We start from the raw sequence: 25,073 nt of genomic DNA, 5'->3' as shown, positions 1-25,073 counted from the left end.
ATATCATCGGACTTCCCTTAATACTCCACTTCCAACTCCGTACAGAAGAGACTTCCGCTCAGATGAAGCCTAGTTTCAACTTGCTCGATATCAGATTCAAAACGATCCACCTTCACAGATGACAGAGGATGTGAAATTCCAGTGGCATCCATGACACAGTCGTGAGGAAGTCGGATATGAACTTCACCAAACTTAGCATCAAGATGAACAGCTACCTGATCTGACGCAAAGCTGGCCTGACTCAAATCCAACCAAAGCTCACCAAAAGCTAGATTCATATCAATCGTTTCGACTTCTTGAGAATAGATACGATACCTATCCTCAGCCATATAGGTCTTAACAGAAATATGAGGTCCCTCTTGGTCGTTCTTATTAACCTTATAATCTTTAGTGAGCCCTTTCTTTGGACTACGACCATAAAAAAGCTCTAAAGCCAAGCCAATTAGAAAGATACCGCTAAAGAGATTCCACTGTGCAAAATCGAGGTTTAACAAGTCATGAACATAGGGTGATAAGAAGGCCAAACCAAGAAAAATGAGGAGCGGTCGCCTATTCAAGATACCAAAACAAAAGAAGGCCACGAAGAAAACCAGATTATAATTGACCATGATCCAAAAATCTGGAATAAAGGCACTAGCGATAAAACAAGCTGCTAGTAAAAGCAACAAGATGGCCCGAGCATTAAACCGTTTCATAAGGAGACTCCTTTCTAGTAAATGATTGCAAATTTCCAATTATTTTCACTATCAGTATAGCACTATTTGTAAACGTATTCAATGTTATATTAAAAGGATTTGCAAGAAAAAAAGAGCTTTCGCTCTTTCATTATTTTCAATGTTTGACAGTTACCTGTCCAAAGGATACTGAACCTGTTAGAGAAACTGTAGTGCTAGCCAAGTCTCGTTCTCCTAGACTATCGTAGCTTTTCACTCCTGCCAGGCTTGTATGAAGGCCGTGTGCATCCACTTGCCAATCCTTAGGTACTCGAATGATAACCTGAGAAAAATTTGCCTGAACCACAATCTGAGGTCGATCCGTCATAAACTGAGCCTGACGCAAATCCAAAGTCAAACGTCCAAAATCGGCATTGGCATAGACAGTTTCGAGGTTTTGTGAAGTCACCACCTGAACAGACTCTGAAAATAAGGTCTTAGCGAAAATCTCTCGCTCATGTTCTTTAGAAACCTTGTAAGAAAAGTTCTTCTTATAACTTGGCTTGCTCAAACGGTCCACCGCAATTCCCAAGATAAGAATTCCTACAAAGAGAGTCCATTCTGAATAGTCCAATCTAAAGAGGTCATGGATATAGGTCGACAGAAAAGCCATCCCCAAGAAAAAGAGAAATCTCCCCTTAGATTGCCAGCTCAAAAGCACAAAAAGCAAGGCCAAAATCAACTTATAATTAAAGGCCAAATAAAGATCTGGAATAAAGGCTGTCGCGATAAAATAGGTAGCAATGATAAGTAGGGTGATAACACCTGCATTAAAGCGTTTCATAACAAGTCCTTTCTAAATCCTGTCCTTGAGTTTTTCCACAAAAAGGTAGGCTGCTGGACAGAAAAGCGTATTTTTGATAGTCAGATGATTAATCTGATAGATTTTCTTACGATCCGTGTGAGGAAAGGCTGCACAAGCCTTGGGGCGGACATCATAGATGTCACAGAGATTATCAGGTCCCAAAAATGGACAAGGCATAGACTTGAAGACCTTGTCACCATCCTCATCTACTTGCAAGTACATCTCCTCGAATGCAGGTAACTTCATGCGAAAATGCTTGGCAATACGAGTAATGTCCTGCTCTGTGAAGTCTGGGCCTAGTGTCTTACAACAATTGGCACACTGGACACAATCAATCTCCTGAAAGACTTCATTGTGTACCTGCTGAACAATCTTATCTAAATTTTTAGGGGCTTTCTTCTTGAGCTGTGCTAGAAATTTACGGTGCTCCCCCTGCTTTTGACGTGCCAATTCCTCGTAACGTTTGACATCAATAGTCTGTGACATGTGTTTTCTCCGATAATTTATAATTCTGTCATCTATTATAGCATAAAAGAAATAGAGCCTAGCTTGAACTAGACTCTATGTCAATTACATCGATACGATTCGACGATAGGAACGAGACGTTAGGGCAAAAACCAAGACATAGGCTAGGAAGAAGACCCCACAAACAATGATTGTAACTACTAACATAAGATCTGGATTGAGAACTCCAATGATACGGACAATCAAACTGATCATATGATAGGCAAAGGCCAAGTGAATAAAGGCAAAAATCAAAGGGAGGAAGAAGACGGTAAGAACTTGCTTACGAATGGTTTGCTTGACTTGAAGGTCGTCCAAACCAATCTTTTGAAGAATAACAAAGCGCTCACGATCCTCATAACCTTCGGAAATCTGTTTATAGTAAATCACAAGAACTGTGCCAAGCATGAAGATGATGGATAGGAAGATACCAATAAAGAAGGTTCCGCCAACAAAGCCATTTACCATCCCTTCTGCATCATATCGGCTGTTTGCAGAGAAGTAAGACTCAGGGACACCTGTAGTTTGTCCAGCTAACTGTTTTGTTGCTTCACCTGCTATTTGGTCTAGCAAATCTAAATTTTTCTTGGCATCATGTGTAGGGTTCTTGACGTTAACACCAACATAAGTAGCTTGCGTTATTGATGTCCCTTTCATTGATGACTCAAAAATCTTGATATCTGGTACAACTAAGTAGCTATAATCTGACACAATAATCTTATAGATATTTGGTATTTTTTTATTGATAAAGTCACCAAGTTGCCTATGAATCTGGTAGTTCTTACCATCTATGGACAGACTCTTTTGCGTCTTCAATGTTTTATTCTTAGTGTATAAGGCAATTTGATTAGAACTGAGATTGAGTTCTTTCCCTGTCAATTGCTTAAAGGTTTCTTGAGAAAAGACCAGAACAATTGATTTTGGAACAACTTTTCTTTCATTTTTAGTAAAAACGGTTAACTTATTAGTTTCTTGATTTTTTATACCAAATAAAAGATAAGAGACAGCTACTTTTTCATTTGCTTGCTCACCTGTTTTGATTAAGAAATCATCCATAAGCTTTTTAGTGCTTGTAAGGTCAACTTTATTGCCCGCAACTGAATAATCATGTGGAGTAGCACTCGCTAGATAGTCTTTTTTACCAGCATAGATACTTGCAGCGCCTACAAGCGTCACCAAAACCATGCTTGAGAGGATAGCAATAGTCGCCAGACCAACTGCATTTTTTTTCATCCGAAAGACAAGGTTGGAAATGGAAATCATATTATTAGGCTTGTAATAGTAGTTTTTCTTCTTTTTCAAGAGTTGCAGAACTACTGTAGTCCCGGCATTAAAGAGAAGATAAGTTCCTAGAATAACTAGTAAAACAGCCAAGAAAAAACTCATAATAGCTATTACTGGATTCTGAACAGAGAGAGCAAGATAGTAACCATACCCCATAGACCCAAGCCCCAAAAAGGTTTGAATAACTAGGAAACGTCCCTTTTTTTCACCCTTAAGGCCATCTTTAGTTAATTGTAAAGGATTAAGCCGTAGCAATCGGAAACCATTTACCAAAACCAATAAACTAAAAATACAAGCAAAGATGACAAGAACAATAGGAATTGTCATTACTTGAAAGGTCGAAACTAAACCAGTACTTTCACCGATAAGCCTTTGAAGAAAAGCATAAATGAGTTTATCAAATAGTGCTCCCACACCTATACCTAGAAGCAGAGTCACAAAACTCATAATCACCGTTTCTTTTAGAATCATACTAAAGAGGTGACGCTTCTCTAAGCCTAGCACACTATAGAGGCCAAGCTCCTTTGAACGATTTTTCATAACAAAGCTATTGGCATAAAGAACAATAATTCCAGAAGAGAGGGCGACAATCACAAGTCCCATCCCCAAAACCATCTTGATAGGATCTGACCCAGTTAAGTCATCCAGATGCGGATTAAGCGTTAAAGATGTAAAAATATAGGTAATGGCAATAGCCAAAATAGTTGCTAAAGCATATGGATAATAAAGCTTACGATTTTTTATGAGATTGGACAAAGCCAGTCTATTGGTCAGAAGAAACATATTAGTTCACCTCACTTGCCATTGCAGTTAGTGTATCGGAAATTTCCTGGAACATTTGATGTTCAGACTTATCTCCTTTGAAGATTTGATTATAAAGAATTCCATCCTTGATAAACAAAACACGCTTCGCACGACTGGCGGCAGCCGTCGAGTGAGTTACCATGAGAATGGTCTGACCGCTGGTATTGATGGCATCAAAGACATCTAAGAGTGCCGCTGAAGATTTGGAATCCAGAGCACCTGTTGGCTCATCTGCTAAGAGGATTTCTGGTTGAGTGATGATTGCACGCGCAACCGCAACCCTTTGTTTTTGCCCACCTGAAATTTCATAAGGGTACTTCTCTAGTAGGGAATGAATTCCCAGTTGACGACTGACTGCTTCTACTTGTGTCATCATTTGCTTAAGTGGGCGTCGAGAAAGGACCAAAGGTAGTAAGATATTATCTTTAACAGATAGGGTATCCAAAAGGTTGAAATCTTGGAAAACAAACCCTAATTTTTCACGACGAAAACTGGAAGCATCCTTATTTTTGATGGTTGCTGTGTCCATACCATTAAGATAAACACGCCCTGCTGTTGGTTTATCAAGCATGGCAAGGATGTTGAGCAGGGTTGATTTTCCTGAGCCAGACTCACCCATGATTGCAACATAGTCACCCTTTTCAACTGTGAAATGGATATCTTTAAGGGCTTCAACCTGATTTCCTTTGAAACGTGTTTTATAGATTTTTTTAACATGTTGAACATCTAGTAACGCCATAATAAGCTCCTTTATTTAATAAATTTGGAAGAGATTTTTGGAACCTCTTACTTAACTTCTGATACCATTTTATAGAAAAAGCAAGGTCTCAACCATAACCCTTGCTTTCATTTGTGGTCATATTTCTTACACTTTTGTAAGTTATTAATCAATCGCCAACTTCTGCTTTTGAAAATGAATGGAGACTGTGGTTCCTTGGCCAACTTGTGAGCTAATACTAATATCATGTCCAAGCTGATCAGCAATTTTCTTAGAAAGATAGAGACCTAGCCCAGAGGACTGCTGAGTCAGTCGGCCATTGTAACCTGAAAAGCCACGCTCAAAAACCCGTAGAATATCACTATTTTTAATACCAATCCCAGAATCTTTAAGATGAAGCCCGTTATCTTTGAAGTAAATTTCAATACCACCACTTTTTGTGTACTTCAAACTATTTGACAAGACCTGCTCTATGATAACCAAGAGCCATTTTTCATCTGAAACGACCTTAACATCTAAGTCACGTAGATTAATAGTCAATCCTTTTTGAATAAAGAAAAGACTATGTTTTCTAACAACTTCTTTAACCAAGTCTTCTAATGTAACCTGCCTCAACTGCAAATCATCATGAAAATTCTCTAAACGTAAATACTGCAAAACCAAATTGGTATAAGAATCAATCTTGAATACCTCTTGCTCCAAGAGAGCCCTCGTTTTACTATCCGTAACATCCTGAAGCAATAATTGACTAGCTGCTATTGGCGTCTTGATTTGATGCACCCAAAGAGTATAGTAGTCCATCAAATCTGTATAGCGCTTGCGCTCCTCCTCAGTCTGAACCATTTGACTCTCCTTAGCATTTTCCAAGGCCTGAGCTAGATAAAACTCTAAAGGACTTGATGGTGTCATTTTCTCATAGAGATAGGCTAAGTTATAAGACTGATAAGAGCTAACCAAGTCCCAAATAACTATGATGATAGCCACAAATGTCAGTATGGTCAAGGCATAATGAAGAATATCTGCTGCCTCTTCAAATAAAAAGGCAAACAAAACCAAGATGATTCCATTAAAAATAAACAAAAGATAGAAAGGTAGACGAGACCTAATCTGATATTTGATAAATTGACGCTTATCCATCATGACGCAACCCGTAACCGACACCTTTCTTGGTTTCAATAAAATCCTTCAAACCAACTGCCTCTAACTTCTTACGTAAACGTGCCACATTGACAGACAGGGTATTATCATCAATAAAGAAGTCACTGTTCCAAAGCTCCTTCATAAGGTCTTCCCGACTAACGATATTTCCAGCATGGTCGAAGAGAACTTGTAAAATCTGAAACTCGTTCTTGGTCAAAGAAACGACTTCTCCCTGATAAACCAGATCCATGGCCTTAAGGTTCATAATCACACCCATATATTCCAAAAGACTCTGATCCTTTCCAAACTCATAAGATCGGCGCAAAAGCCCTTGAATTTTTGCCAAGAGAACATTTTGGTCAAAGGGTTTAGTCACAAAATCGTCCCCACCCATATTGATTGCCATAACGATATCCATGGCCTGATCCCTGGAAGACAAGAACATAATAGGCACCTTGGAGACCTTACGAATTTCCTGACACCAATGATAACCATTAAATAGAGGTAAACCAATGTCCATAAGAACCAAGTGGGGCTCTACTTTTACAAAAATAGATAATACTTCCATGAAATCTTCAACAAGAACAACTTCGTAACCCCACTGTTCTAGCATTTTTTTGACTTGTTGACGGATAACCTCGTCGTCCTCCACTAATAAAATCTTATGCATAACTCAACCTCTTTCATTTCCCACTATTATAACAATAAATACCCCAAGAAACGACCATTCTCAGCAAATCTTACAATAATGTTAGATTGAATTTTCCAATTTTTAAAATAGTGCGTTTTCATAGGAAAAATCCTTTGAGTCTTCAAAGAAAATATAGTATTATTATAGAGTTGATATTGGTTTATCATCAACCAACGACAGCTTCATCGAATAATGAGAACATTACTTATTTATGTCACGAATCGGCGTGACGTTTCTACAAGGTGCCGTAACACCTAACAATGAGTAAGTCATAAAGTCATAATAAGATTTTACCGTCTTTTTATGATTTTAAAGGCTTGCTTTGCAAGCCTTTTTCTATTATTCGATTGTTTTGATCTTTGTCAGGTTCTCAATAGAATCTGGGAAAAATCAAAATACACTTTAGTTATATTTTTTATAGGAGGTAATATGAAATTACTGGAAGACCGCATTCTCAATGATGGGAATGTCCTTGGGGAGAACATCCTCAAAGTTGACTCTTTCCTCACTCACCAAGTGGACTTTGACCTCATGCGTGAGATTGGAAAGGTCTTTGCTGAAAAGTTCAAGGATGCAGGCATCACCAAGGTGGTGACTATTGAGGCATCTGGTATTGCTCCAGCCCTCTATGCCGCTGAGGCCTTGGATGTCCCTATGATTTTTGCGAAAAAGGCTAAAAATATCACCATGAATGAAGGGATCCTCACTGCTGAGGTCTACTCCTTCACTAAGCAGGTGACTAGTACTGTCTCTATCGCAAGCAAGTTCCTCACTCCTGAAGATAAGGTCCTCATCGTTGATGACTTCCTAGCTAACGGCCAAGCTGCCAAAGGCTTGATTCAAATCATCGAAGAAGCTGGTGCACACGTCGAAGCGGTTGGTATCGTTATTGAGAAATCTTTCCAAGATGGTCGTGCCCTTCTGGAAGAAGCTGGCTATCCAGTCGTTTCACTTGCTCGTTTGGATCGTTTTGAAAATGGTCAGGTCGTATTTAAGGAGGCAGACATCTAATGCAAAACAAAGAGAAACATTCGCAGGCGGCGGTCCTAGGACTGCAACACCTACTTGCCATGTACTCGGGATCAATCCTGGTTCCAATCATGATTGCTGGAGCCTTAGGGTATTCAGCTCATGAATTAACCTACTTGATTTCAACCGACATTTTCATGTGTGGTGTAGCAACCTTCCTCCAACTTCAACTTAATAAATACTTCGGTATCGGTCTTCCAGTTGTTCTTGGGGTTGCCTTCCAGTCAGTAGCACCACTTATTATGATTGGTGAGAAACACGGTAGCGGTGCTATGTTTGGTGCCCTTATCGTTTCAGGGATTTATGTTATCCTCGTTTCTGGCGTCTTTTCAAAAGTGGCCAATCTCTTCCCTTCTATCGTTACGGGATCTGTCATCACTACTATTGGTTTGACCCTCATCCCTGTGGCTATCGGAAATATGGGGAACAACGTTGATAAACCAACTGGTCAAAGCCTCTTCCTTGCAGCTATCACCGTTCTCATCATCCTTTTGATTAATATTTTCACTAAAGGATTTATCAAATCCATCTCAATCTTGATTGGTTTGATTGTCGGTACTGCTATCGCAGCAAGCATGGGCTTGGTTGACTTCTCACCAGTGGCTGCGGCACCTATTGTCCACGTGCCAACACCATTCTACTTCGGAATGCCTAAGTTTGAGTTGTCATCAATCATCATGATGTGTATTATCGCTACAGTGTCTATGGTTGAATCAACTGGGGTTTACTTGGCCCTCTCTGATATTACCAAAGAACCACTCGATAGCACTCGCCTTCGTAACGGTTACCGCGCTGAAGGTTTGGCTGTTCTCCTTGGTGGACTCTTCAACACCTTCCCATACACTGGTTTTTCACAAAACGTTGGTCTTGTGAAGTTGTCAGGTATTAAGACTCGCTTGCCAATCTACTATGCAGCTGGTTTCCTTGTTCTTCTTGGACTTCTTCCTAAGTTTGGTGCCTTGGCTCAAATCATCCCAAGCCCAGTCCTTGGTGGCGCTATGCTTGTCATGTTCGGTTTTGTTTCTATCCAAGGAATGCAAATCTTGGCACGTGTTGATTTCGCCAACAACGAACACAACTTCTTGATTGCTGCGGTATCAATCGCTGCAGGGGTTGGTCTTAACGGCAGCAACCTTTTCAACAGCCTACCAAATGCTTTCCAAATGTTCTTCTCAAACGGTATCGTCGTTGCAAGCTTGCTTGCCATCGTCCTCAATGCCATTTTGAACCATAACAAAAAAGAAAAATAACACAAGAACACCCCTTATAGATTCACCAATCCAATAAGGGGTGTTTTTATCATAGTTTTAAGGTGCTGATTGTAGCCAAATCTTTTGTAACAATTGCGGTATCAAATTTCACCTCAAATAGAATCAGCGATTCTCCTGCGAAATCTATTGTCTTTTTATAATCTGGAAGCTTTGCAATGAACTGAGCTTCCAAATCGAATATCGTTTTCAAACTTCTTTTTGCGAGACCTTTGGCTTTGACATGCTGGTTTCCAGTGTGAGGAATAGTGGTAAAGGCAATCGAAGGATTTTCTTCTATTTCCTTTACCTTGTCATTATCTTTAAATGACGAAAAATAAAGAATGTTTTCACTAGGGTCGAAATAGAAATTAACGATTCTTACATTAGGAATGTTATTTACAGAAGTTGCCAAGGCCATTTCTTTTTGTTCTGCCATTATTCTCAAAAATTCTGTTTTCGTGTTCATTCTCAAAGCCTCATTTCCTTAGATTAATTATATCTGAAAGCCTATAAAATGTCACTCGAGAAAATGAAAGCAAATTGTTTCTTTGAGATTAAAACAGATTGAAAGCAAGTCATATCTATAGTACAATGAAAATATAAATGTTTGAAAAATTAATTTAGAAAGGAAAACAGAATGCACGAAACACATTCTCTCCGTGAGCGATTCCTTGTTTTCTTCAAGATTTTTGTGCCCATACTGATTTATCAGTTTGCCAACTTCTCGGCAGCCTTTGTGGACACTACCATGACTGGTCAATACGATACCCTACACTTGGCGGGGGTAGCCATGGCAACGAGTTTATGGAGTCCTTTTTTCACCTTTTTAACAGGTATCGTCTCTGCCTTGGTTCCTATTATCGGACACCATCTAGGGGCAGGTCGCAAGGACCGAGTGGCACCTGATTTCTATCAATTTCTTTATATGGCTTTGGGTCTATCACTTATCCTCTTTGCCCTCGTTTTTCTGGGGGCACCCTTAGTTTTGAATCATTTAAGCTTAGAACCTTTGGTCAGAAAGGTAGCCCTTGGTTATTTACGCTTTTTGAGTCTTGGTATCATTCCCCTCCTACTCTTTAGCGTGGTTCGCTCCTTCCTTGATGCACTTGGCCTCACGCGCCTTTCCATGTACCTCATGCTTCTGCTCCTACCTCTCAATGGTTTCTTCAATTTCCTCCTCATCTATGGCATTGCTGGTTTACCAGAGTTAGGGGGAGCTGGAGCTGGGCTTGGAACTTCATTGGCTTACTGGGCCCTTCTCCTTATTTCCATCAAGGTTATCAGAAAGCATAAAAAGATTAAGCCCTACCACATTGAAAAGGTTCAACCCCTTGATAAAGCAGCTCTGCTTGACGCCCTTAAACTAGGTCTCCCTATTGGTGGAACGGTCTTTGCGGAAGTCGCCATCTTCTCAGGTGTTGGTCTGGTTATGTCTAAGTATCCGTCACTAGTGATCGCTAGTCACCAGGCGGCCATGAATTTCTCAAATCTCATGTATGCCTTTCCTCTCAGCATTTCCAGTGCCATGGCTATCATTATTTCCTACGAATTTGGGGCCAGACGCATGGATGCCGTCAAGAGCTACAGCAAGCTGGGACGGTTGACAGCCCTAGGATTTTCTATCTTTACCTTGATTTTCCTCTACTTCTTGCGTTATGATTTGGCTGAACTTTATGGGCATGAGCCTGACTTTTTGAGAATGACGGCCATTTTCATGACCTATAGCCTCTTCTTCCAAGTGGCAGATGTCTTTGCGGCTCCGCTTCAAGGAATCCTGCGTGGCTATAAAGATACCAAAGTACCTTTTTATCTCGGTATCCTAACCTACTGGGGCATCACCCTCCCAGTTGGCTTCCTGCTTGAAAAAGTCACTGGACTTGGTCCCTATAGTTACTGGATTGGCCTGATTACCAGTCTTATCGTCAGTGGTCTCTGTTACCAATGGCGCTTAAATAGAATCGTCAAACGATACGAATCACAACAGTAACACACCTGAAGCAGTCTTTTCCGACTGCTTTTTCTATGTCCAAATCTCGATAATACAGAAAAAAAACTCCTGCATATTGAAAACAGATAAACTGTTATCAATACACAGAAAGCTTCTTTTGATGAGTGATTAATTAAATTCAGATTTTCCTGACCTATTACCAAACTGGATTCATTAATGAAAACATAGATGTTTAATATTGAAAAAAGTATCACAGAGACCAGCTGGATCAACTAGGGCAACATAAATCATGACTAAACTACATAGAGCTAGGAAATGATAAAGATAAACTACTTTCTCCCCTGTTTTAGGAAGTAAAAGAAAAGACCAGAACCACAAGACACAAATGGCTATTAATATGATTAGTTTATTTATCCATTCCATAATAATCTCCGTCAAAAAGATTTAGCACAATAAAATAGTCCTTAGGACTATCTGAATGTTATCACAAAATCTAACAAGCGCTGTCATTACTTCTTAAGGAAATATCTTAGTATTCTCTTGCTAGTCTTGTTTTGGTAAGTTAAGACATATAAAATCATATTGGGAGGTTGGGAAGACTCATTATTACACAAAGTACAATAATGTTTACAGACGCCAAAACCAGCAAAAGCTAAGGAGAAGGACACATTTACACTTGTCAGATTTCTCACTATTATAGTGTACTATTTTTTTATTTGAAACGTAAAACAATTTTGCCTAAATTGTTAAAAAATGTAATGAAAGGTCACTTTTTTGTCCTGAACGGTTAGGTCACATGTTATGTTAGATTTAAAGGGCTTTCAATAATTTCTTTTACATGCAAAAGAGGCTGGTAGCAAGCAGTACCAACCTCTTATTTTATGATAAGCTTCTGCTAGAAAATCTCTTAATACTAGTGAATAATCAGTCTACTTGGTCAAGTAAGTAGGCGTAACCTTCTTTTTCCATATCGGCTTTAGGAACAAATCGTGTCGCTACGCCATTGATACAATAGCGTAGACCACCCTTGTCACTTGGACCATCTGGAAAGACATGGCCAAGATGAGAATCACCCACACGACTACGGACCTCAATGCGTTCCATATTGTGAGAATGGTCTTCTTTGTAATTGGCTACCTCAGGACTAATGGGGCGAGAGAAACTCGGCCAGCCACAGGCTGAATCAAACTTATCCTTGGATGAAAAGAGGGGCTCACCAGTCACTACGTCAACGTAAATTCCAGGCTCAAACTGATTCCAAAGCGGACTCGTAAAGGCACGTTCCGTTCCATTTTCCTGGGTCACAGCATAGGCTTCTGGACTCAAGCTTTCCTTAAGCTCCTCCTGATTTGGCTTGTGATAAGCACTTGAATCAATAACAGGATTAACTGCTTGATTAACATTTATATGGCAATAGCCATTAGGATTCTTCTTGAGATAATCTTGATGGTAATCCTCTGCAGGAATAAAGTGCTTCAGAGGCAACAATTCAACCGCCAAAGGCTGGCCGTATTGCTCAGTCATTTCTTGGAAAACTTGCTCGATGATTGGCAAGTCATTTACATCAGTATAGTAAACACCCGTACGGTACTGGGTTCCCACATCATTCCCCTGTTTGTTTTTGCTTAGAGGATTGATGATACGGAAAAAATGTAGCAGAATCTCTCGCAATGACACCTTGCTAGCATCATAGGTCACCTGAACAGTCTCAGCGTGACCCGTCTGACCGATGAGCTCATAACGAGTCGTCTCACTACGACCATTGGCATAACCCGAAACCGCATCAAGCACACCAGGTACACGAGAGAAGTACTCTTCCACACCCCAGAAACAGCCACCAGCAAGATAGATGATATGATTATTTGGATTTGACATTTTTAAACACTCCCTTCACTAGATACTTGTATCTCCACGCCTTAAGTGTAACGCTTTTGGGGAGATTTCGCACTTATGGTGACTTGGAGAGAAAAAATCCCACCACAAATGTGATAGGATTCATTTTTATTCCATTTCGAAGCTTTCGCTCTTAATCTTATCTGGTAAGACGAGAGACAGGAGGATGAACAAGATAGCTGGAATCAACCATGGCAGTGATGCTCCTGATAATGGAAGGAAGTTAATGATGGCATTAAGTCCTGCAAGTTTGAACTGGCTGGCAATTACACTAAGCAAAGCGATAAGCGTCACTATAGCTACTGTCACTTGCATACCAGTTTTAGACAAGGCCACAAACTTATTAGCAATCACAATCATAACAATTGTGATTGTAATTGGGTAGAGAACCAAAAGCACTGGCACTGAGAAAGCAATGATATTATTAAGTCCCAAGTTGGCAATCGCAAACCCAATCAAGGTAAAGATAATGGCGTAAGCCTTGTAAGATACTTTCGGAAATGCCTTGTGGAAGAATTCCCCAGTCGCAACGATAAGTCCTGCTGTTGTTGTGAAGCAAGTCACTGTCACCATGATAGCTAGGAAAATCTGAGCCGCTGGTCCAAAGATGGCTTGTGTGGCTTGTGACAAGACACTTGCACCAATATTGGCATCTTTTGGTAATCCCGCCACTTGGAGTGGGAAATGATTCCCCAAAAAGGCTAATCCCAAATACAGAGCACCAAAGAGGATAGTAACTACGAAACCAACGACCCAAATCGTTGAGATATACTCTTTTTTAGACTTGAAGCCTAATTGGTTGAGTGTGACTACTGCTACTACACTGAAGGCCACAGAAGCCAAGGCATCCAAGGTGTTGTAGCCTTCCAAGAATCCTTTACCAAAAGCAGAAGCCTGATAGGCTTGACTTGCATCCTGAGGATTGTGACCACCATATTTAAATGCTCCTGCCACGATAACGACTACAATCATGATGGCAAAGATAGGCGTCAATATACGTCCAATACTATCTAGAATTTTAGATGGATTCATGGCAATCCATAAAGCCAAGGCAAAATAAACGGCTGTGAAGGCAAGTAACCATAGACTTGTATGACTATTACCGACCATTGGTGCAATACCAATTGAAAAAGCTGTCGCTGCTGTCCTTGGAATGGCAAAGAATGGTCCAATAGACAAGTAAAGCACTGCCAAGTATAACAAGGCAAACTTAGGTGAGATTTTTTGAGAAATCTCGTGTATATATCCCTTCGGATTTAGAGTCCCAATAATAAGTGTTAGAATTGCAATTCCGACACCAGATAGGACAAAACCGGCAATGGCTGGCCAGAAATGACCTCCAGATTCAAAGCCTAGCTGAGGAGGGAAGGTTAGGTTTCCCGCTCCAAAGAACATACCAAACAGCAAAAGAGCTGTAAGGCCTCCTTTTTTTAACATAGGTAACTCCAATCTAAAACAAACAAGACATAACCTCCCAAAAGAAAAGGGCTTGTTTATTAATATTTTTAGTCAACTTAACTAGTATGACATGGTTAATTTGAAAGTTCAAGCAATTGAAACTTATTCACAAAGGTTTTTAAAATTTCAAATATTCTGTCTGATTGGATGAAAAAACTAGACAAGATTCTTATCTCGTCTAGTTTAACTACTTAAATTATGGGTGACTAACAATCAGTTCAAGATTACCCTTGATTTGCCAAGCTTGAACATCGCTTGGTAGAATAAAATGGCTACCTTTTGCAATGTCGTAATCTTGCCCGTCTACTTTAAGACTTCCTTGACCATCAAGCACACTAAACAAACTGTAATCAGCAGTCTTTTCAAAATCAGCCTTGCCTGAAATTTCCCATTTGTAAACAGCAAAGAAATCACTTGCTACTAAGAGCGTTGATTTGAGGTCATCTACTTTTGTTGTGACTGGTCGACTGTTGGCTGGCTCACCGATGGTAAGCACGTCGATAGATTTTTCAAGATGGAGTTCACGCAGGTTACCTTGATCATCTTTACGGTCAAAATCATAAACACGGTAGGTCGTATCACTAGATTGTTGCGTTTCAAGAACCATGATACCTGCACCAATAGCATGCATGGTACCACTTGGTACATAGAAGAAATCTCCTGCTTTAACTGGAACCTTGGTCAAGAGATTTTCCCAATCCTTACTTTCAATTTGCTGGCGCAATTCTTCTTTTGATTTGGCGTTATGACCGTAAATGATTTCAGCACCTGGTTCTGCAGCAATGATATACCAACACTCTGTTTTACCAAGCTCACCTTCATGTTCGAGTCCATAAGCATCATCTGGATGGACCTGAACTGAAAGCCAATCATTGGCATCCAAAATCTTAGTCAAAAGTGGGAAGACAGGTTCTTGACGATTACCAAACAATTCACGGTGCTCTGCATAAAGAACATCTAAAGTTTGACCGGCATAACGACCATTCTTAATAGTAGAAACACCATTTGGGTGAGCAGAAATAGCCCAGTACTCTCCGACATGGTCGCTTGGAATGTCGTAGCCAAAGACATCACGCAAATGCGTACCACCCCAGATTTTTTCTTGCATAACAGATTGTAAAAATAATGGTTCAGACATAATTACTCCTTTTTCTAGGAACGAGAGGCCTTAACATTTTTTGGAATTCAAGAAAAGGTGTTGACTCTCTTAGAGATTAACAGTGAAGTCTTACATAAAATAACCAATCTCTTTAAGTTACCAGACTTCTGATTCTCGAAAAATTTAGGCAAGTTCTGATTGTTGATTACCTCAATTATAAGCATAATTTGTGAAAATATCAACAGAGTCCTTAAAGAAATCATAAGATTTTGGCTTAATGGCTGCAAGTCATTTCAATAGCAAATTTCCTTTAAGAATCCTACTCATTCCTTCATTTTTCGGATAGATTGATTGAATTTAAAGACTTTTTAACCTATAATGTTATTGATATTATGAAAGGAAATCTCTCAATGAAATTCTATTCCTATGACTATGTGCTAAGTCAGATTAGCCAACAAAACTGGGTTATGGTTGCCATTACTGCAGGACTTATTTTAGTGACCGGTGTATTTGCTTTTAAAGCCTTCAAAGAACGCCATGATACTAAGTTTCGTGAACTCTCTATTATTTCTATTTTAACCTTAGTTGCCGTGGTTCTAATTGCTATCAGTAATTTCCAAAGCAATCAATCTAACAACGACCAATTTAGAGCATCTCTTCACTTTATCGAGGTTGTGTCTAAAAATCTTGACGTTGATAAGAGCAAGGTTTATGTCAATACTTCTACTACTACAGATGGCGCTATCCTCAAAGTTGGAAACAAGTACTATCGTGCCATCTCAGGTTCAGAACCTGACAGCTACTTGCTAGAACAAATAAAACTTTACAAGTCTGATGTTGAACTCGTGGAGGTTAAAAAATGACATCTTTTTATCTTACTGTTGCAATTAAACTAGCTTTGGGGCTTATTTCACTCGTCTTTGTTATCAATTTAACAGGTAAAGGAAACCTAGCACCTAGCTCAGCTACTGACCAAGTACAGAACTTTGTTCTTGGTGCAATCCTCGGTGGTACAATTTATAGTAGTACCGTTTCAATCCTCCAATATATCGTGATTTTGATTATTTGGACGATTTTGATTTTACTTCTTAAATGGCTCATCACCAATATTCACTTTATCAAACATTTGATTGACGGTAAACCAACCGTCATCATCAAACAGGGTCAACTAGATCCTGAAGCTTGTCGCTCTATAGGACTTTCAGCTTCTGATGTCGCTTTAAAATTACGTTCTCAAGGAATTTTTCAACTCAAAGAGGTTAAACGTGCAGTTATTGAACAGAACGGCCAATTGATTGTGGTTCGTGCGGGTGATGAAAATCCGAAATACCCAATCGTTACTGATGGGGTCATTCAAACAGAAATTCTTGATACTATTGGTAAAACGGAGGATTGGTTAAATGAAGAGCTTCAAAAAATGGGATATGAAAACGTTTCGGATATCTTTATTGCTGAGTACGATAAAGGAAACATTAATGTCGTTACTTATTAAACAAACCACTTGCATTACCGTTTAATATTGTCTATAATGGTATCATCATAAAAAGGAGGTTCTACTATGGGAATCGAAGATAAATTAAATCAAGCTAAAGGCGCTCTTAAAGAGGGTGCAGGTAAACTGACTGGCGACAAAAAGACTGAAATCGAAGGTGCGGTTGAAAAAGTTGTAGCAAAAGCAAAAGACGGTCTCGAAGATGTTAAAGAAGGCATTGAAGGTGCTGTTGAAGGCCTTAAAAATAACTTTAAAAAATAAGACAAAAAAGAAGTTTTCAAGCCATTTGGCAAGAGAACTTCTTTTTTTATTTGTTTTCTAAACTAAAATTACTAACGAGAATGCTTGCTTCCTTTAAGTGCAAATGATGCTGTCATAAGTACAGCCCCTAATGCACCTAATCCCAAGCTACTCACATCACCAGTATCTGGTAACGTTGATTGGTTTGCTTGGCTACTTTGTGAACTTTTAGCAGACTGATTAGCCTTAGAGCTTGTATGTTGTTTCTGGGCAAAATTAGTTTGTACAACTGAGCTAACATTTTCCTTTTGACTCAAGCTTGACTGACCTTTTGATGCTTCAGAAGTTTGATTTTGAGTAGGAATCTTATTCAACTTCTCAGCAGTCTCTTGATTTTGTTGTTGGGTGCTACTTGTCTTATCTGTCCTTGCCTGTGCGGGCTGTACTTCTGCTGACTGATTTGCAACTGCTACTTCAGACATCAATGATGTTACTTCAGGGTCTGAAGCATTAGTCCTTGATGAGCCTTGAGCTGATGGGCTTGTGCTACTTGCTGTCGTAGAAGTTGTGCTACTCACATTTGGAGACGTTGAGTTACTTGTTTGACTTGCAAAGTTTGGTGGAGTTGGACGTCCTGTATTAGACGTCTGACTTGTTGAACTTGTAGTACTTGTGCTAGACGTATTCTCAGAACTTATTGAACCAGATTGGCCCCATGGTGTGTTAATGCTACCAGTATTAGTTGAGCTTCCGCCATAGCTAGTCGGTCCCCCATAGCCTCCGAAATTATCAAACATTGAGGTATTGTCAAAGCTTCCACCTGGGAATCCACCCATTCCACCTGCACCAGGACCGTTGTTTGTGCCTTCTTCAGTAGCTGTTGCAGTGGCACTTGAACCACTTGAGGTCGTGATGGTATAGGTTTCACCCGAAGTTAGACTCTCGGTACTAAAGACTACATTTCCAAATGAAGACGTCGCTGTCGTTGTGGCAACAACATTTCCAGAGCTATCAGTGACTGTGATGGTGTCCCCTGCACTACCTGAAATGTTGGCCATGATATAAGATTGGCTTGAACCCGTTGTAAAGGCCTGAGCCATTCCTTGGTTACCAATAGCCCATACAGTACCATCCGAGATAATACCTGTCCCATCATAGTCGATAGCGGCATTATCTGCACTTGTCTGAGCGACATAGAGAGAACCACTTTTAACTGTCACATTCCCGTTACTGTCAATACCATCACCGTCTGCTAGGATTGTAACCGTTGCACCGTCAATATTGATGGCAACTTCATTTTCCAAATCAGAAGTCGAGTTGGTTAGGCTTGAAGTGTCTGCACTGTCCTTGGTCGTCCACTCAGTGGCGTTAATACCGTCATCTCCAGCAGTGATGTCAACGGTTCCACCTGTCAAATTGATATAACGTCCTTCAAGGCCTTCGTCACCTGCCACGACTGTTACTTTAGAATTGCCTTCAATGGTCAATTCATCCGTAACCGTGATACCTTTATCAGTCGCATTAATGGTTACCGTTGAGTCGGTAATTGTCAAATCACCACTATTCACATCTGTTTCGTCTTCGACTTGAATACCATCATCAGTTGCTGTGATGTTGACTATGGCATTTTTAATGGTTACAGCTGTCGTCGCATTGATGCCATCCTTGGCCTCAGAAGTCAAATCAAGCGTTACAGAGTCAACCGTTACACTGTCAGCCTTAATGGCGTGCTTTTCAGTACTTGAAAGGGTAAGGGTGCTTCCAGTACCACTCGTGATTGTTAAGGCACCAGCGGCTTCAATCGCATTAGCAGACGTCGAAGAAATAGAACTGTCTGAAAGGACATTAACAGTCAATTCTGCTGAAGAATTGGAAGTAATAGACGAATCCGTTAAGGTCACACCATCCAAGTAGATTGTAACTGGATCTGTCACGCTACCTGACACAATAATGGTATAGCTTGAACCATTTCCGGTCAAAGTGTATGATCCTGCTTGATTGATGGTAATTGTCGTTCCATCAACTGTGACAGTACCGCTATCACTTGTTACCACGGTTGTTCCATTGAAAGTAATCGTTGTCGTTGAGCTTTCTGAATCACTATCTTCAGACTCAGTTGTCGTCGTTTCAGTAGCTGCGTCTGAGTCACTGTTAGTTAAAACTGAAGCTGTTTCGGAAGCAGTGGTTTCAGTGGTGCTTGAGCTTGTATTAGTGCTAGTGTTTTCATCTGCATTGTTCGTTTCAGATGCTGACGTTTCACTAGTTGTGCTCTCAGCAGTTTCAGAAGAACTTGCTTCTGGAGTTGCGGAAGTACTTGAATCATCAGATGTTTCACTGCTTGTTGATGTAGCAGTCGTGTCCTCTGTCGTACTTGTTGTACTTATTGTTGACGAATCAGTGTCTGAAGTTGAAGCCGCAGTTGAAGTACTTGTAGCCGATTCTGTGCTTGTTTCAGTAGTTTCTGATGTATTGTCGGTCTGAGTACTTTCTTCAATTAAATCAGCAGTGGTTTCACCTGTTGAAACCGTTGAGAGTGTTGATTCAGTGTTCGTCTCATCGGCTGAAGCCTTATTTTCATTTAAGACGACTGAGCTACCGAAAATTAAGCTAGCTACTAGGACTGAACCCGCTGTTTTCCATTTTGATGATTTTTTAATGGCGTAACGTTCTTGTGTTTGTTTCGTATCTTTGTATGTCATATCTTAGACCTCTTTCTTACTTTTGAGATGCCTCTATTAAACACAAGAAACCTAAGACAAGACTTAAAGAAAGGTTTATCTTTCCTTAAAGTAAAAAAAATCCCCAAAACTATGGGAACTTTCAATTTCTAGGATAGACCACTCTAAATTCTTCTAAAACAACTAGACTTTCCTGACTAAAATGTAATCCAACCTCTTCCAACCAATTGCTAAAGAGATCCTCATGAAGCTCTTGCCAGTAAGCTAGGGTTCGATCTCCTTCACCTTCATTATATCAAAAAATGATAGGCCAGATGGCACTATCATTTTCATCTTAATACTTAGAATGTTTGTAACCGTAAAAGGCATAGATCACTGAACCGATTAGCACTGCCAAACCAAAGGCTAACCATGTCTGCCAACTGTACTGACTCATAAAGGAGAGACAGACGATAATTGAAATAATAGGCAAGACCGGAACAAACGGAACCTTGAACTCGTCCTTCTGTGGCAACCCCTTCTCCTTACGAAGAATAATGAGGGCAATAGCCAAGAGAACTAAGTAAGCCAAGGTCGCAATGTTAACCAATGATGCCATGTTGGCCAAGGAGAATATACCTGCTGAGATAGCTGACAATACGCCTGTCAAAAGTGTCGCATGATGTGGAACTTTATTAGTCTTTGAAACCTTTTGAAAGGTTTGAGGAAGGAAACCATCACGCGCCAGGCTATAAACCATACGGCTAAGGGCATAGGCCATTGAAATACATACCGTAATCAAGGTCATAATAGCAACTACAGAAACGTAGTTGGCTGCCCAAGAAATACCGATATAGCGAAGGGCATAAGCCACAGCATCATCAACATTCAACTTGGTATAGTGAACCACTCCTGTCAAAACGAGCGAAACCACTGCATAGAGTGAAGCCACGATAATCAAGGCAAGAACGATACCTCGAGGAACGTTCTTTTGTGGTTCTTTAATCTCGTCTACTGTCATAGAGATAGACTCGAAACCAAGGAATCCAAAGAACATGAGGGAGGCACCTGCCATAATTCCTGTCTTTCCTCCATAAATTTGCCCAAAGCCAAATGGTGCAAAATTTGCCCAGTTGCTAGGATTCAAATGGAAGAGGCCCACTAAGATGAAGACCGCCAAGGCTGAAAACTTGAGCACTACCAATAGGGAGTTCAAACGAAGGGCCTGCTTGGAATTCATGAGAAGAAGAGCCGTCACCAAGACCAAGACCAAGACTGGCAAGAGGTCAATGTAAGTGCCTTGACTGGGATTGAAAGGTCCACTGATGGCTTGAGGCAACTTAAGACCAAAGCTAGCCAGTAGACCCTTGAGGTAGGCACCCCAACCAGAGGCAACACTGGATACGGCATTCATAAAGACAATCATGGTCAACCAGCCACCCATCCAGGCAGGATACTCCCCCCAGACAGCATAGAGGTAACCATAGACACCACCGGCTGACGGGTAACGTGAGGCAAACTCGGCAAAGAAAATCGCTGACATCCCAACACACACGGCTGAAATCAAGACTGAAATAATCAGGGCAGGACCAGCTAGAGTCGATGCCGCAGTACCAGTAATCGTAAAGATTCCTGTACCAACCATGGCACCGATTCCCAGAAGGACCACATCCCTAAGGGTCAGATGTCGTTTCATCTCAGTCTGAGCGAGACCAACATCCTTTTTACGAAAAATACTCATTTTTATACTCCATTTTTTGCTAAATACCGAACTATTATACCATATTTCTTGGTCTAAATGGTCTTTTTTCTGTATTTTTATACTTTTATTGGTGAATGCTATGCCAAAAATAGGGACTCCTAATGCTTACTTTTTAATTTTCCATACATCTCGATTAAAAGGAGCTTGCTAAAATGGCCCTATATCATTCTATTTCGTTTCTCAAATCCTTACCTAAAAAGAATTTTCAATTTTTAGAAAAAAACATGAAAATCTTATGAATGCGTTTGATTCTTCTAATGAAAGATGTTAGAATGGGGTCATTAAAAAGGAAAAGGGGAGCTTTTATGGAAAATAAAGTTCATTTTAAACTTCATAAAGTGAAAAAACAATGGGTTACCATTGCCGTGTCTGGTTTGGCACTTGGTGCCTCATTGGTTGGAGTTGGTGTCTCTGCCGACGAGCAAGCTACAAATCAAGTTACCTCAGCTAGCACACCTGAAAGCGTCAATCAGGATCCTGAGCTTGTCGTCACAGAAACAACTGTAGCTACGACAAAAGCTGATCAAGGCGCAACCAATAAGGCAAGTGATACAACTGCTACTGTCACAACTGATAAGCAGCCAGTCCTTAAAGAAGACCAAGCAAGCAGTACTTACAATTTGTCTAGTGGCGAAACGAGAACTGCTACTTCAACTTCAGAAACAGCTAACACAGCTACTGACGTGAATAGCCAAGCACCGGAATCTGTTGAAACTGCTGTCGTTTCTGGCGGTCAATTCAAGAGCGATGTTGAGGGCAACTGGTACTACCTTAAAGACGGGAAAAATCTGACAGGTCCCCAAAACATTGACCATTTCGACCTTTATTTCCACGAGGATGGCAAGCAAGCCAAGGGTGAGATTATCACAGAAAATGGAGAATCTTTCTACTATGACAAAGCTAATGGCCGTAAGGTAACCAATACCTCTATCAACATCGATGGTCAAGCCTACAATGCTGATGCCCAAGGTCGTTTGACAGCAGTTCTACCTGAAACAAACAAACGCAACCAGTTTATTGAAGACAACAACCACAACTGGTATTACCTCGGCAAAGATGGCAAACCCGTCACTGGTGCTCAGAACATCGATGGCTTTAACCTCTACTTCCACGAAGATGGTCGACAAGCTAAAAACGAAATCGTCACTATTAATGGTGATAGCTACTATTTCGATAAAGACAATGGACGTCGTGTAACAGGTCGCCAGTATCTTGATTATGCAAACCATAAATACTTTGGTTATTACTACTTTGACAAAGATGGCAAGATGGTAAAAGATGACTTCATCACTGAGAATGGCAATCTTTACTACTTTGATGCTACTGGTAATCAACCTGATTCTGTCTTTGTCTCAGATAAGTCGGGCAACTGGTACTACTTCGATAATTACAAGGCAACTAAAGGCTTCTCAGCCCCATTTGGTTTCCGCACCGAATTCCTAGACCGTAGCCAAGCTGACTACAAGACAAGCGTTCAAAACCTGAACGGACAACAGTATTACTTTGATCCTAAGACTGGTATTATGGTAACCAATCGCTATGTTTCTGACGACAAGGGTAATTGGTATTACTTTGGTAAAGACGGTAAAGCGCTTCATGGCTTTCAAACGGTAGATGGTAGCCTTCACTACTTCAATGATAGTGGTCAACAAGTCAAAGGAGACTTCCTTTACTACGATAACGATATCTACTATTTCGACAAAGACAATGGGAATCCAGTAACCAACCAATTCATTAATAGAGATAACTCTTGGTACTACTTCGGAGCTGATGGTAAAGCCGTGTCTGGTTTCCAAACCATTAACGGACAGAACCTTTATTTCCACGAATATGGTGTCCAAGCCAAGGGACAACTGGTTACTATTGACGGCAAAACCTACTACTTCGATCCAAATACAGGTGACAAGTGGGTAAATCGCTCACTTACCTTAAACGGTACGGTCTATAACTTTGATAGCAATGGTGTGGCGACTACTAAAGCTGACCAAACCACAAATCGAAATCAATTTGTTAAAGGTACTGATCAAGAATGGTACTACTACGATGCTAATGGCAAAAAGGTCACTGGTTTCCAAACTATTAACAAGGACCTCTACTACTTCAACGATAAGGGACAACAAGTCCGAGGAAAGATTTTCAATCTAGGTGATAACTACTACTTTGCCAACAAAGACACTGGTGCTGTCCTTCGTAATGCCTTCTACAATGATAAATCTACTGGTCGTTACGGTGCTTTCTCTGAAAACATCTACTACGCTGGCAATGACGGTGCCTTCAAGACAGGTTGGTTTGAAGTTGATGGCAACCGTTATTATGGTAGCGACTATTCTGATGACGACACGCCTAAAGGAAATCTCTACACAGGAGTTATCAACTCACAACTCTTTAGCCCAGATGGGAAACTCTTGACAAACGGTCTCTATCCTGAGTTCAAGCGTACTGGTGAAAATTCTTATGAACTTGAAGGTGTCTATGTCACAGATGCCGACGGTAATATCAAAGAAGGTCCTTATCAATATGATGGTAAGATTCTTGGTTCTAAATATAGTTACGTCCGCCAATCACAATGGTCAACTTTTGACGAATGGGATATTCTTAATGGACACCTCTACCATTTTGACTCAACACCTATGACCTTCACAGCACCAAATGGCCAAAAAGTGACCACAAACGTTGCCATTGCAACAACTAACAAGGCCCTTACTTATCACGGCGTAATCTTTAATTTTGATGCCAAGGGTATTGATGCGGCAAAAGAAAAAGCTATCCACTTTGACCAATTGCAGACGGATCGTAACGGCACAAGTTATCTCTATGAAAATGGTCAAAAAGTCACTGGCTTGAAGACCTTTGATGGCGTCACTTACTATTTCTACGAAGATGGCCGTCAAGCCAAAGGCACAGAGGTCACAATCAATGGTAAAACTTACCAATTTGACCAATTGACTGGTATCATGACTCGTAACGCCTTTTCAAAATCATACAACTATGAAGGTTCTCCACGCTTCCCATACTACCCAACACGCTACTATGGTAACGACGGAGCTGCTCTTACTGGTTGGCAAACCATCGATGGCAAAGACTACTACTTCCGAGCTAGTGGAAACCTCGAAACAGGACGTTTTGTCATCGGAGACAGAGCCTATAATGCTGATGACAATGGTGTAGTTGCTGACCGCAAGGGTGAGCCTGCTTATCGCAATCGCATTGTCTACGATAAAGGTGACAACTACTATTACAATGACAAAGGTGAAAAAGTGACCGGCTTCCAAGAAGTTGACGGCAAGGTCCTCTACTTCGACGCTGAAGGCAAACAAGTCCTAGGACGCTTCGTCACAGTCGATAACTATACCTACTATTTCGACCCTAAAACAGGTGAAAAATACACAAACCGCTCTGTCCTCATCGATGGTAAACTCTATACCTTCGACAAAGACGGACATGTCGTGAAGTAAGTTTAGATGAAACCGAGACGAAAGTCTTGGTTTTTTTTGTGGGTTCTTTTAAAATTAAATTTTTCGAACTTTCTTCCATAAAAACTGAAAAATTGTAATTTATACTTGAGTTTTTCAAGAATTAATTGATA

General features: G+C 40.4%; 20 protein-coding genes, 1 pseudogene and 1 riboswitch. Of the genes and pseudogenes, 7 read left to right on the top strand and 14 right to left on the bottom strand.

The features are described from left to right. Positions 1–17: 17 nt before the first annotated feature. The 7 genes from ADH51_RS06625 to ADH51_RS06595 form a co-directional block, all read right to left on the bottom strand. Positions 18–695: a hypothetical protein gene (locus tag ADH51_RS06625; protein WP_004182311.1), complete on the bottom strand. Its 678-nt coding sequence runs from the start codon at positions 693–695 to the stop codon at positions 18–20. Between the two features lie 136 nt (positions 696–831). After that, on the bottom strand, positions 832–1,497 hold the full coding sequence (locus ADH51_RS06620; RefSeq protein WP_004182310.1) for a hypothetical protein: 666 nt from the start codon (positions 1,495–1,497) through the stop codon (positions 832–834). A gap of 12 nt (positions 1,498–1,509) precedes the next feature. Continuing rightward, a complete protein-coding gene (locus tag ADH51_RS06615; protein ID WP_004182309.1) occupies positions 1,510–2,004 on the bottom strand; it encodes a YkgJ family cysteine cluster protein in 495 nt (164 codons plus the stop codon). 84 nt (positions 2,005–2,088) lie between these two features. Further along, positions 2,089–4,089: an ABC transporter permease gene (locus ADH51_RS06610; RefSeq protein WP_048675384.1), complete on the bottom strand. Its 2,001-nt coding sequence runs from the start codon at positions 4,087–4,089 to the stop codon at positions 2,089–2,091. 1 nt (position 4,090) lies between these two features. Then, positions 4,091–4,849: an ABC transporter ATP-binding protein gene (locus ADH51_RS06605; RefSeq protein ID WP_048675381.1), complete on the bottom strand. Its 759-nt coding sequence runs from the start codon at positions 4,847–4,849 to the stop codon at positions 4,091–4,093. A 144-nt stretch (positions 4,850–4,993) separates the two neighbouring features. Continuing rightward, positions 4,994–5,968 carry a sensor histidine kinase gene (locus ADH51_RS06600; RefSeq protein WP_152904287.1) on the bottom strand — a complete coding sequence of 325 codons (975 nt, stop codon included), beginning with the start codon at positions 5,966–5,968 and terminating at the stop codon, positions 4,994–4,996. After that, the gene (locus ADH51_RS06595) at positions 5,958–6,638 is read right to left on the bottom strand and encodes a response regulator transcription factor (protein WP_048675379.1); all 681 of its coding nucleotides are present in this window, start codon (positions 6,636–6,638) and stop codon (positions 5,958–5,960) included. Before ADH51_RS06595 ends, ADH51_RS06600 begins: the two co-directional genes overlap by 11 nt. Positions 6,639–6,844: 206 nt before the next feature. Next, a riboswitch (purine riboswitch) is annotated at positions 6,845–6,940 on the top strand. Positions 6,941–7,088: 148 nt separating this feature from the next. On the opposite strand from ADH51_RS06595, the gene ADH51_RS06590 reads away from it, so the two are divergent. Both ADH51_RS06590 and ADH51_RS06585 read left to right on the top strand, forming a co-directional pair. Then, positions 7,089–7,670: a xanthine phosphoribosyltransferase gene (locus ADH51_RS06590; RefSeq protein ID WP_014634692.1), complete on the top strand. Its 582-nt coding sequence runs from the start codon at positions 7,089–7,091 to the stop codon at positions 7,668–7,670. Next, positions 7,670–8,938 carry a nucleobase:cation symporter-2 family protein gene (locus tag ADH51_RS06585; protein ID WP_002891246.1) on the top strand — a complete coding sequence of 423 codons (1,269 nt, stop codon included), beginning with the start codon at positions 7,670–7,672 and terminating at the stop codon, positions 8,936–8,938. Before ADH51_RS06590 ends, ADH51_RS06585 begins: the two co-directional genes overlap by 1 nt. Before the next feature lie 49 nt (positions 8,939–8,987). Here ADH51_RS06585 and ADH51_RS06580 read toward each other — a convergent pair whose 3' ends face one another. After that, positions 8,988–9,404 (bottom strand): pyridoxamine 5'-phosphate oxidase family protein, encoded by a 417-nt coding sequence (locus tag ADH51_RS06580; RefSeq protein WP_048675375.1) that lies wholly within the window; start codon positions 9,402–9,404, stop codon positions 8,988–8,990. 171 nt (positions 9,405–9,575) lie between these two features. Between ADH51_RS06580 and ADH51_RS06575 the strand changes: the two genes are divergently transcribed. Then, complete coding sequence (locus tag ADH51_RS06575; protein WP_048675372.1) at positions 9,576–10,925, top strand: MATE family efflux transporter; 1,350 nt, start codon at positions 9,576–9,578, stop codon at positions 10,923–10,925. An 885-nt stretch (positions 10,926–11,810) separates the two neighbouring features. Here the strand turns inward: ADH51_RS06575 and msrB are convergent. From msrB to manA, 3 genes are all read right to left on the bottom strand, one after another. Next, positions 11,811–12,761, bottom strand: coding sequence for a peptide-methionine (R)-S-oxide reductase MsrB (gene msrB / locus ADH51_RS06565; RefSeq protein ID WP_048675365.1), 951 nt, complete (start codon positions 12,759–12,761; stop codon positions 11,811–11,813). Positions 12,762–12,887: 126 nt separating this feature from the next. Continuing rightward, positions 12,888–14,216, bottom strand: a complete 1,329-nt coding sequence (brnQ, locus tag ADH51_RS06560) for a branched-chain amino acid transport system II carrier protein (protein WP_048675363.1) — start codon at positions 14,214–14,216, stop codon at positions 12,888–12,890. A 217-nt stretch (positions 14,217–14,433) separates the two neighbouring features. Beyond that, positions 14,434–15,375, bottom strand: a complete 942-nt coding sequence (gene manA / locus ADH51_RS06555; RefSeq protein WP_048675360.1) for a mannose-6-phosphate isomerase, class I — start codon at positions 15,373–15,375, stop codon at positions 14,434–14,436. Positions 15,376–15,746: 371 nt separating this feature from the next. Here manA and ADH51_RS06550 point away from each other — a divergent pair, with 371 nt between their 5' ends. From ADH51_RS06550 to ADH51_RS06540, 3 genes are all read left to right on the top strand, one after another. Continuing rightward, the gene (locus tag ADH51_RS06550; protein ID WP_002885310.1) at positions 15,747–16,199 is read left to right on the top strand and encodes a DUF3290 family protein; all 453 of its coding nucleotides are present in this window, start codon (positions 15,747–15,749) and stop codon (positions 16,197–16,199) included. Then, a complete protein-coding gene (locus ADH51_RS06545) occupies positions 16,196–16,828 on the top strand; it encodes a DUF421 domain-containing protein (RefSeq protein WP_021143946.1) in 633 nt (210 codons plus the stop codon). The genes ADH51_RS06550 and ADH51_RS06545 overlap by 4 nt, the downstream gene beginning before the upstream one ends. A 66-nt stretch (positions 16,829–16,894) precedes the next feature. Next, positions 16,895–17,089, top strand: coding sequence for a CsbD family protein (locus tag ADH51_RS06540; RefSeq protein WP_002891254.1), 195 nt, complete (start codon positions 16,895–16,897; stop codon positions 17,087–17,089). A 71-nt stretch (positions 17,090–17,160) separates the two neighbouring features. On the opposite strand, the gene ADH51_RS06535 is transcribed toward ADH51_RS06540, so the two are convergent. The 3 genes and pseudogenes from ADH51_RS06535 to ADH51_RS06530 form a co-directional block, all read right to left on the bottom strand. Then, positions 17,161–19,767, bottom strand: a complete 2,607-nt coding sequence (locus ADH51_RS06535) for a carbohydrate-binding domain-containing protein (RefSeq protein WP_048675358.1) — start codon at positions 19,765–19,767, stop codon at positions 17,161–17,163. 121 nt (positions 19,768–19,888) lie between these two features. Beyond that, positions 19,889–20,041 (bottom strand): annotated as a pseudogene (locus ADH51_RS09900) (ASCH domain-containing protein); the annotation flags it as partial. Positions 20,042–20,080: 39 nt separating this feature from the next. Next, positions 20,081–21,466, bottom strand: a complete 1,386-nt coding sequence (locus ADH51_RS06530; RefSeq protein WP_048675355.1) for an amino acid permease — start codon at positions 21,464–21,466, stop codon at positions 20,081–20,083. A 326-nt stretch (positions 21,467–21,792) separates the two neighbouring features. Between ADH51_RS06530 and ADH51_RS06525 the strand changes: the two genes are divergently transcribed. Further along, positions 21,793–24,942: a KxYKxGKxW signal peptide domain-containing protein gene (locus ADH51_RS06525; RefSeq protein ID WP_048675352.1), complete on the top strand. Its 3,150-nt coding sequence runs from the start codon at positions 21,793–21,795 to the stop codon at positions 24,940–24,942. The last annotated feature ends 131 nt before the right edge of the window (positions 24,943–25,073 follow it).

Source organism: Streptococcus sp. 449_SSPC, from assembly GCF_001073005.1.
GTDB lineage: Bacteria > Bacillota > Bacilli > Lactobacillales > Streptococcaceae > Streptococcus > Streptococcus salivarius_F.
The sequence above is the reverse complement of the archived record's forward strand: the minus strand, read 5'-3'. Positions and strand labels throughout refer to the sequence as shown.

Bases quoted from the DNA above. Each gene is read 5' to 3' on its own strand.
- ADH51_RS06595 (WP_048675379.1), bottom strand. From the start codon at position 6,638: ATGCATAAGATTTTATTAGTGGAGGACGACGAGGTTATCCGTCAACAA.
- msrB (WP_048675365.1), bottom strand. From the start codon at position 12,761: ATGTCAAATCCAAATAATCATATCATCTATCTTGCTGGTGGCTGTTTC.
- ADH51_RS06540 (WP_002891254.1), top strand. From the start codon at position 16,895: ATGGGAATCGAAGATAAATTAAATCAAGCTAAAGGCGCTCTTAAAGAG.
- ADH51_RS06605 (WP_048675381.1), bottom strand. From the start codon at position 4,849: ATGGCGTTACTAGATGTTCAACATGTTAAAAAAATCTATAAAACACGT.
- ADH51_RS06575 (WP_048675372.1), top strand. From the start codon at position 9,576: ATGCACGAAACACATTCTCTCCGTGAGCGATTCCTTGTTTTCTTCAAG.
- ADH51_RS06615 (WP_004182309.1), bottom strand. From the start codon at position 2,004: ATGTCACAGACTATTGATGTCAAACGTTACGAGGAATTGGCACGTCAA.
- ADH51_RS06550 (WP_002885310.1), top strand. From the start codon at position 15,747: ATGAAATTCTATTCCTATGACTATGTGCTAAGTCAGATTAGCCAACAA.
- ADH51_RS06625 (WP_004182311.1), bottom strand. From the start codon at position 695: ATGAAACGGTTTAATGCTCGGGCCATCTTGTTGCTTTTACTAGCAGCT.
- brnQ (WP_048675363.1), bottom strand. From the start codon at position 14,216: ATGTTAAAAAAAGGAGGCCTTACAGCTCTTTTGCTGTTTGGTATGTTC.
- ADH51_RS06585 (WP_002891246.1), top strand. From the start codon at position 7,670: ATGCAAAACAAAGAGAAACATTCGCAGGCGGCGGTCCTAGGACTGCAA.
- ADH51_RS06610 (WP_048675384.1), bottom strand. From the start codon at position 4,089: ATGTTTCTTCTGACCAATAGACTGGCTTTGTCCAATCTCATAAAAAAT.
- manA (WP_048675360.1), bottom strand. From the start codon at position 15,375: ATGTCTGAACCATTATTTTTACAATCTGTTATGCAAGAAAAAATCTGG.
- ADH51_RS06525 (WP_048675352.1), top strand. From the start codon at position 21,793: ATGGAAAATAAAGTTCATTTTAAACTTCATAAAGTGAAAAAACAATGG.
- ADH51_RS06580 (WP_048675375.1), bottom strand. From the start codon at position 9,404: ATGAACACGAAAACAGAATTTTTGAGAATAATGGCAGAACAAAAAGAA.
- ADH51_RS06545 (WP_021143946.1), top strand. From the start codon at position 16,196: ATGACATCTTTTTATCTTACTGTTGCAATTAAACTAGCTTTGGGGCTT.
- ADH51_RS06600 (WP_152904287.1), bottom strand. From the start codon at position 5,968: ATGATGGATAAGCGTCAATTTATCAAATATCAGATTAGGTCTCGTCTA.
- ADH51_RS06530 (WP_048675355.1), bottom strand. From the start codon at position 21,466: ATGAGTATTTTTCGTAAAAAGGATGTTGGTCTCGCTCAGACTGAGATG.
- ADH51_RS06620 (WP_004182310.1), bottom strand. From the start codon at position 1,497: ATGAAACGCTTTAATGCAGGTGTTATCACCCTACTTATCATTGCTACC.
- ADH51_RS06535 (WP_048675358.1), bottom strand. From the start codon at position 19,767: ATGACATACAAAGATACGAAACAAACACAAGAACGTTACGCCATTAAA.
- ADH51_RS06590 (WP_014634692.1), top strand. From the start codon at position 7,089: ATGAAATTACTGGAAGACCGCATTCTCAATGATGGGAATGTCCTTGGG.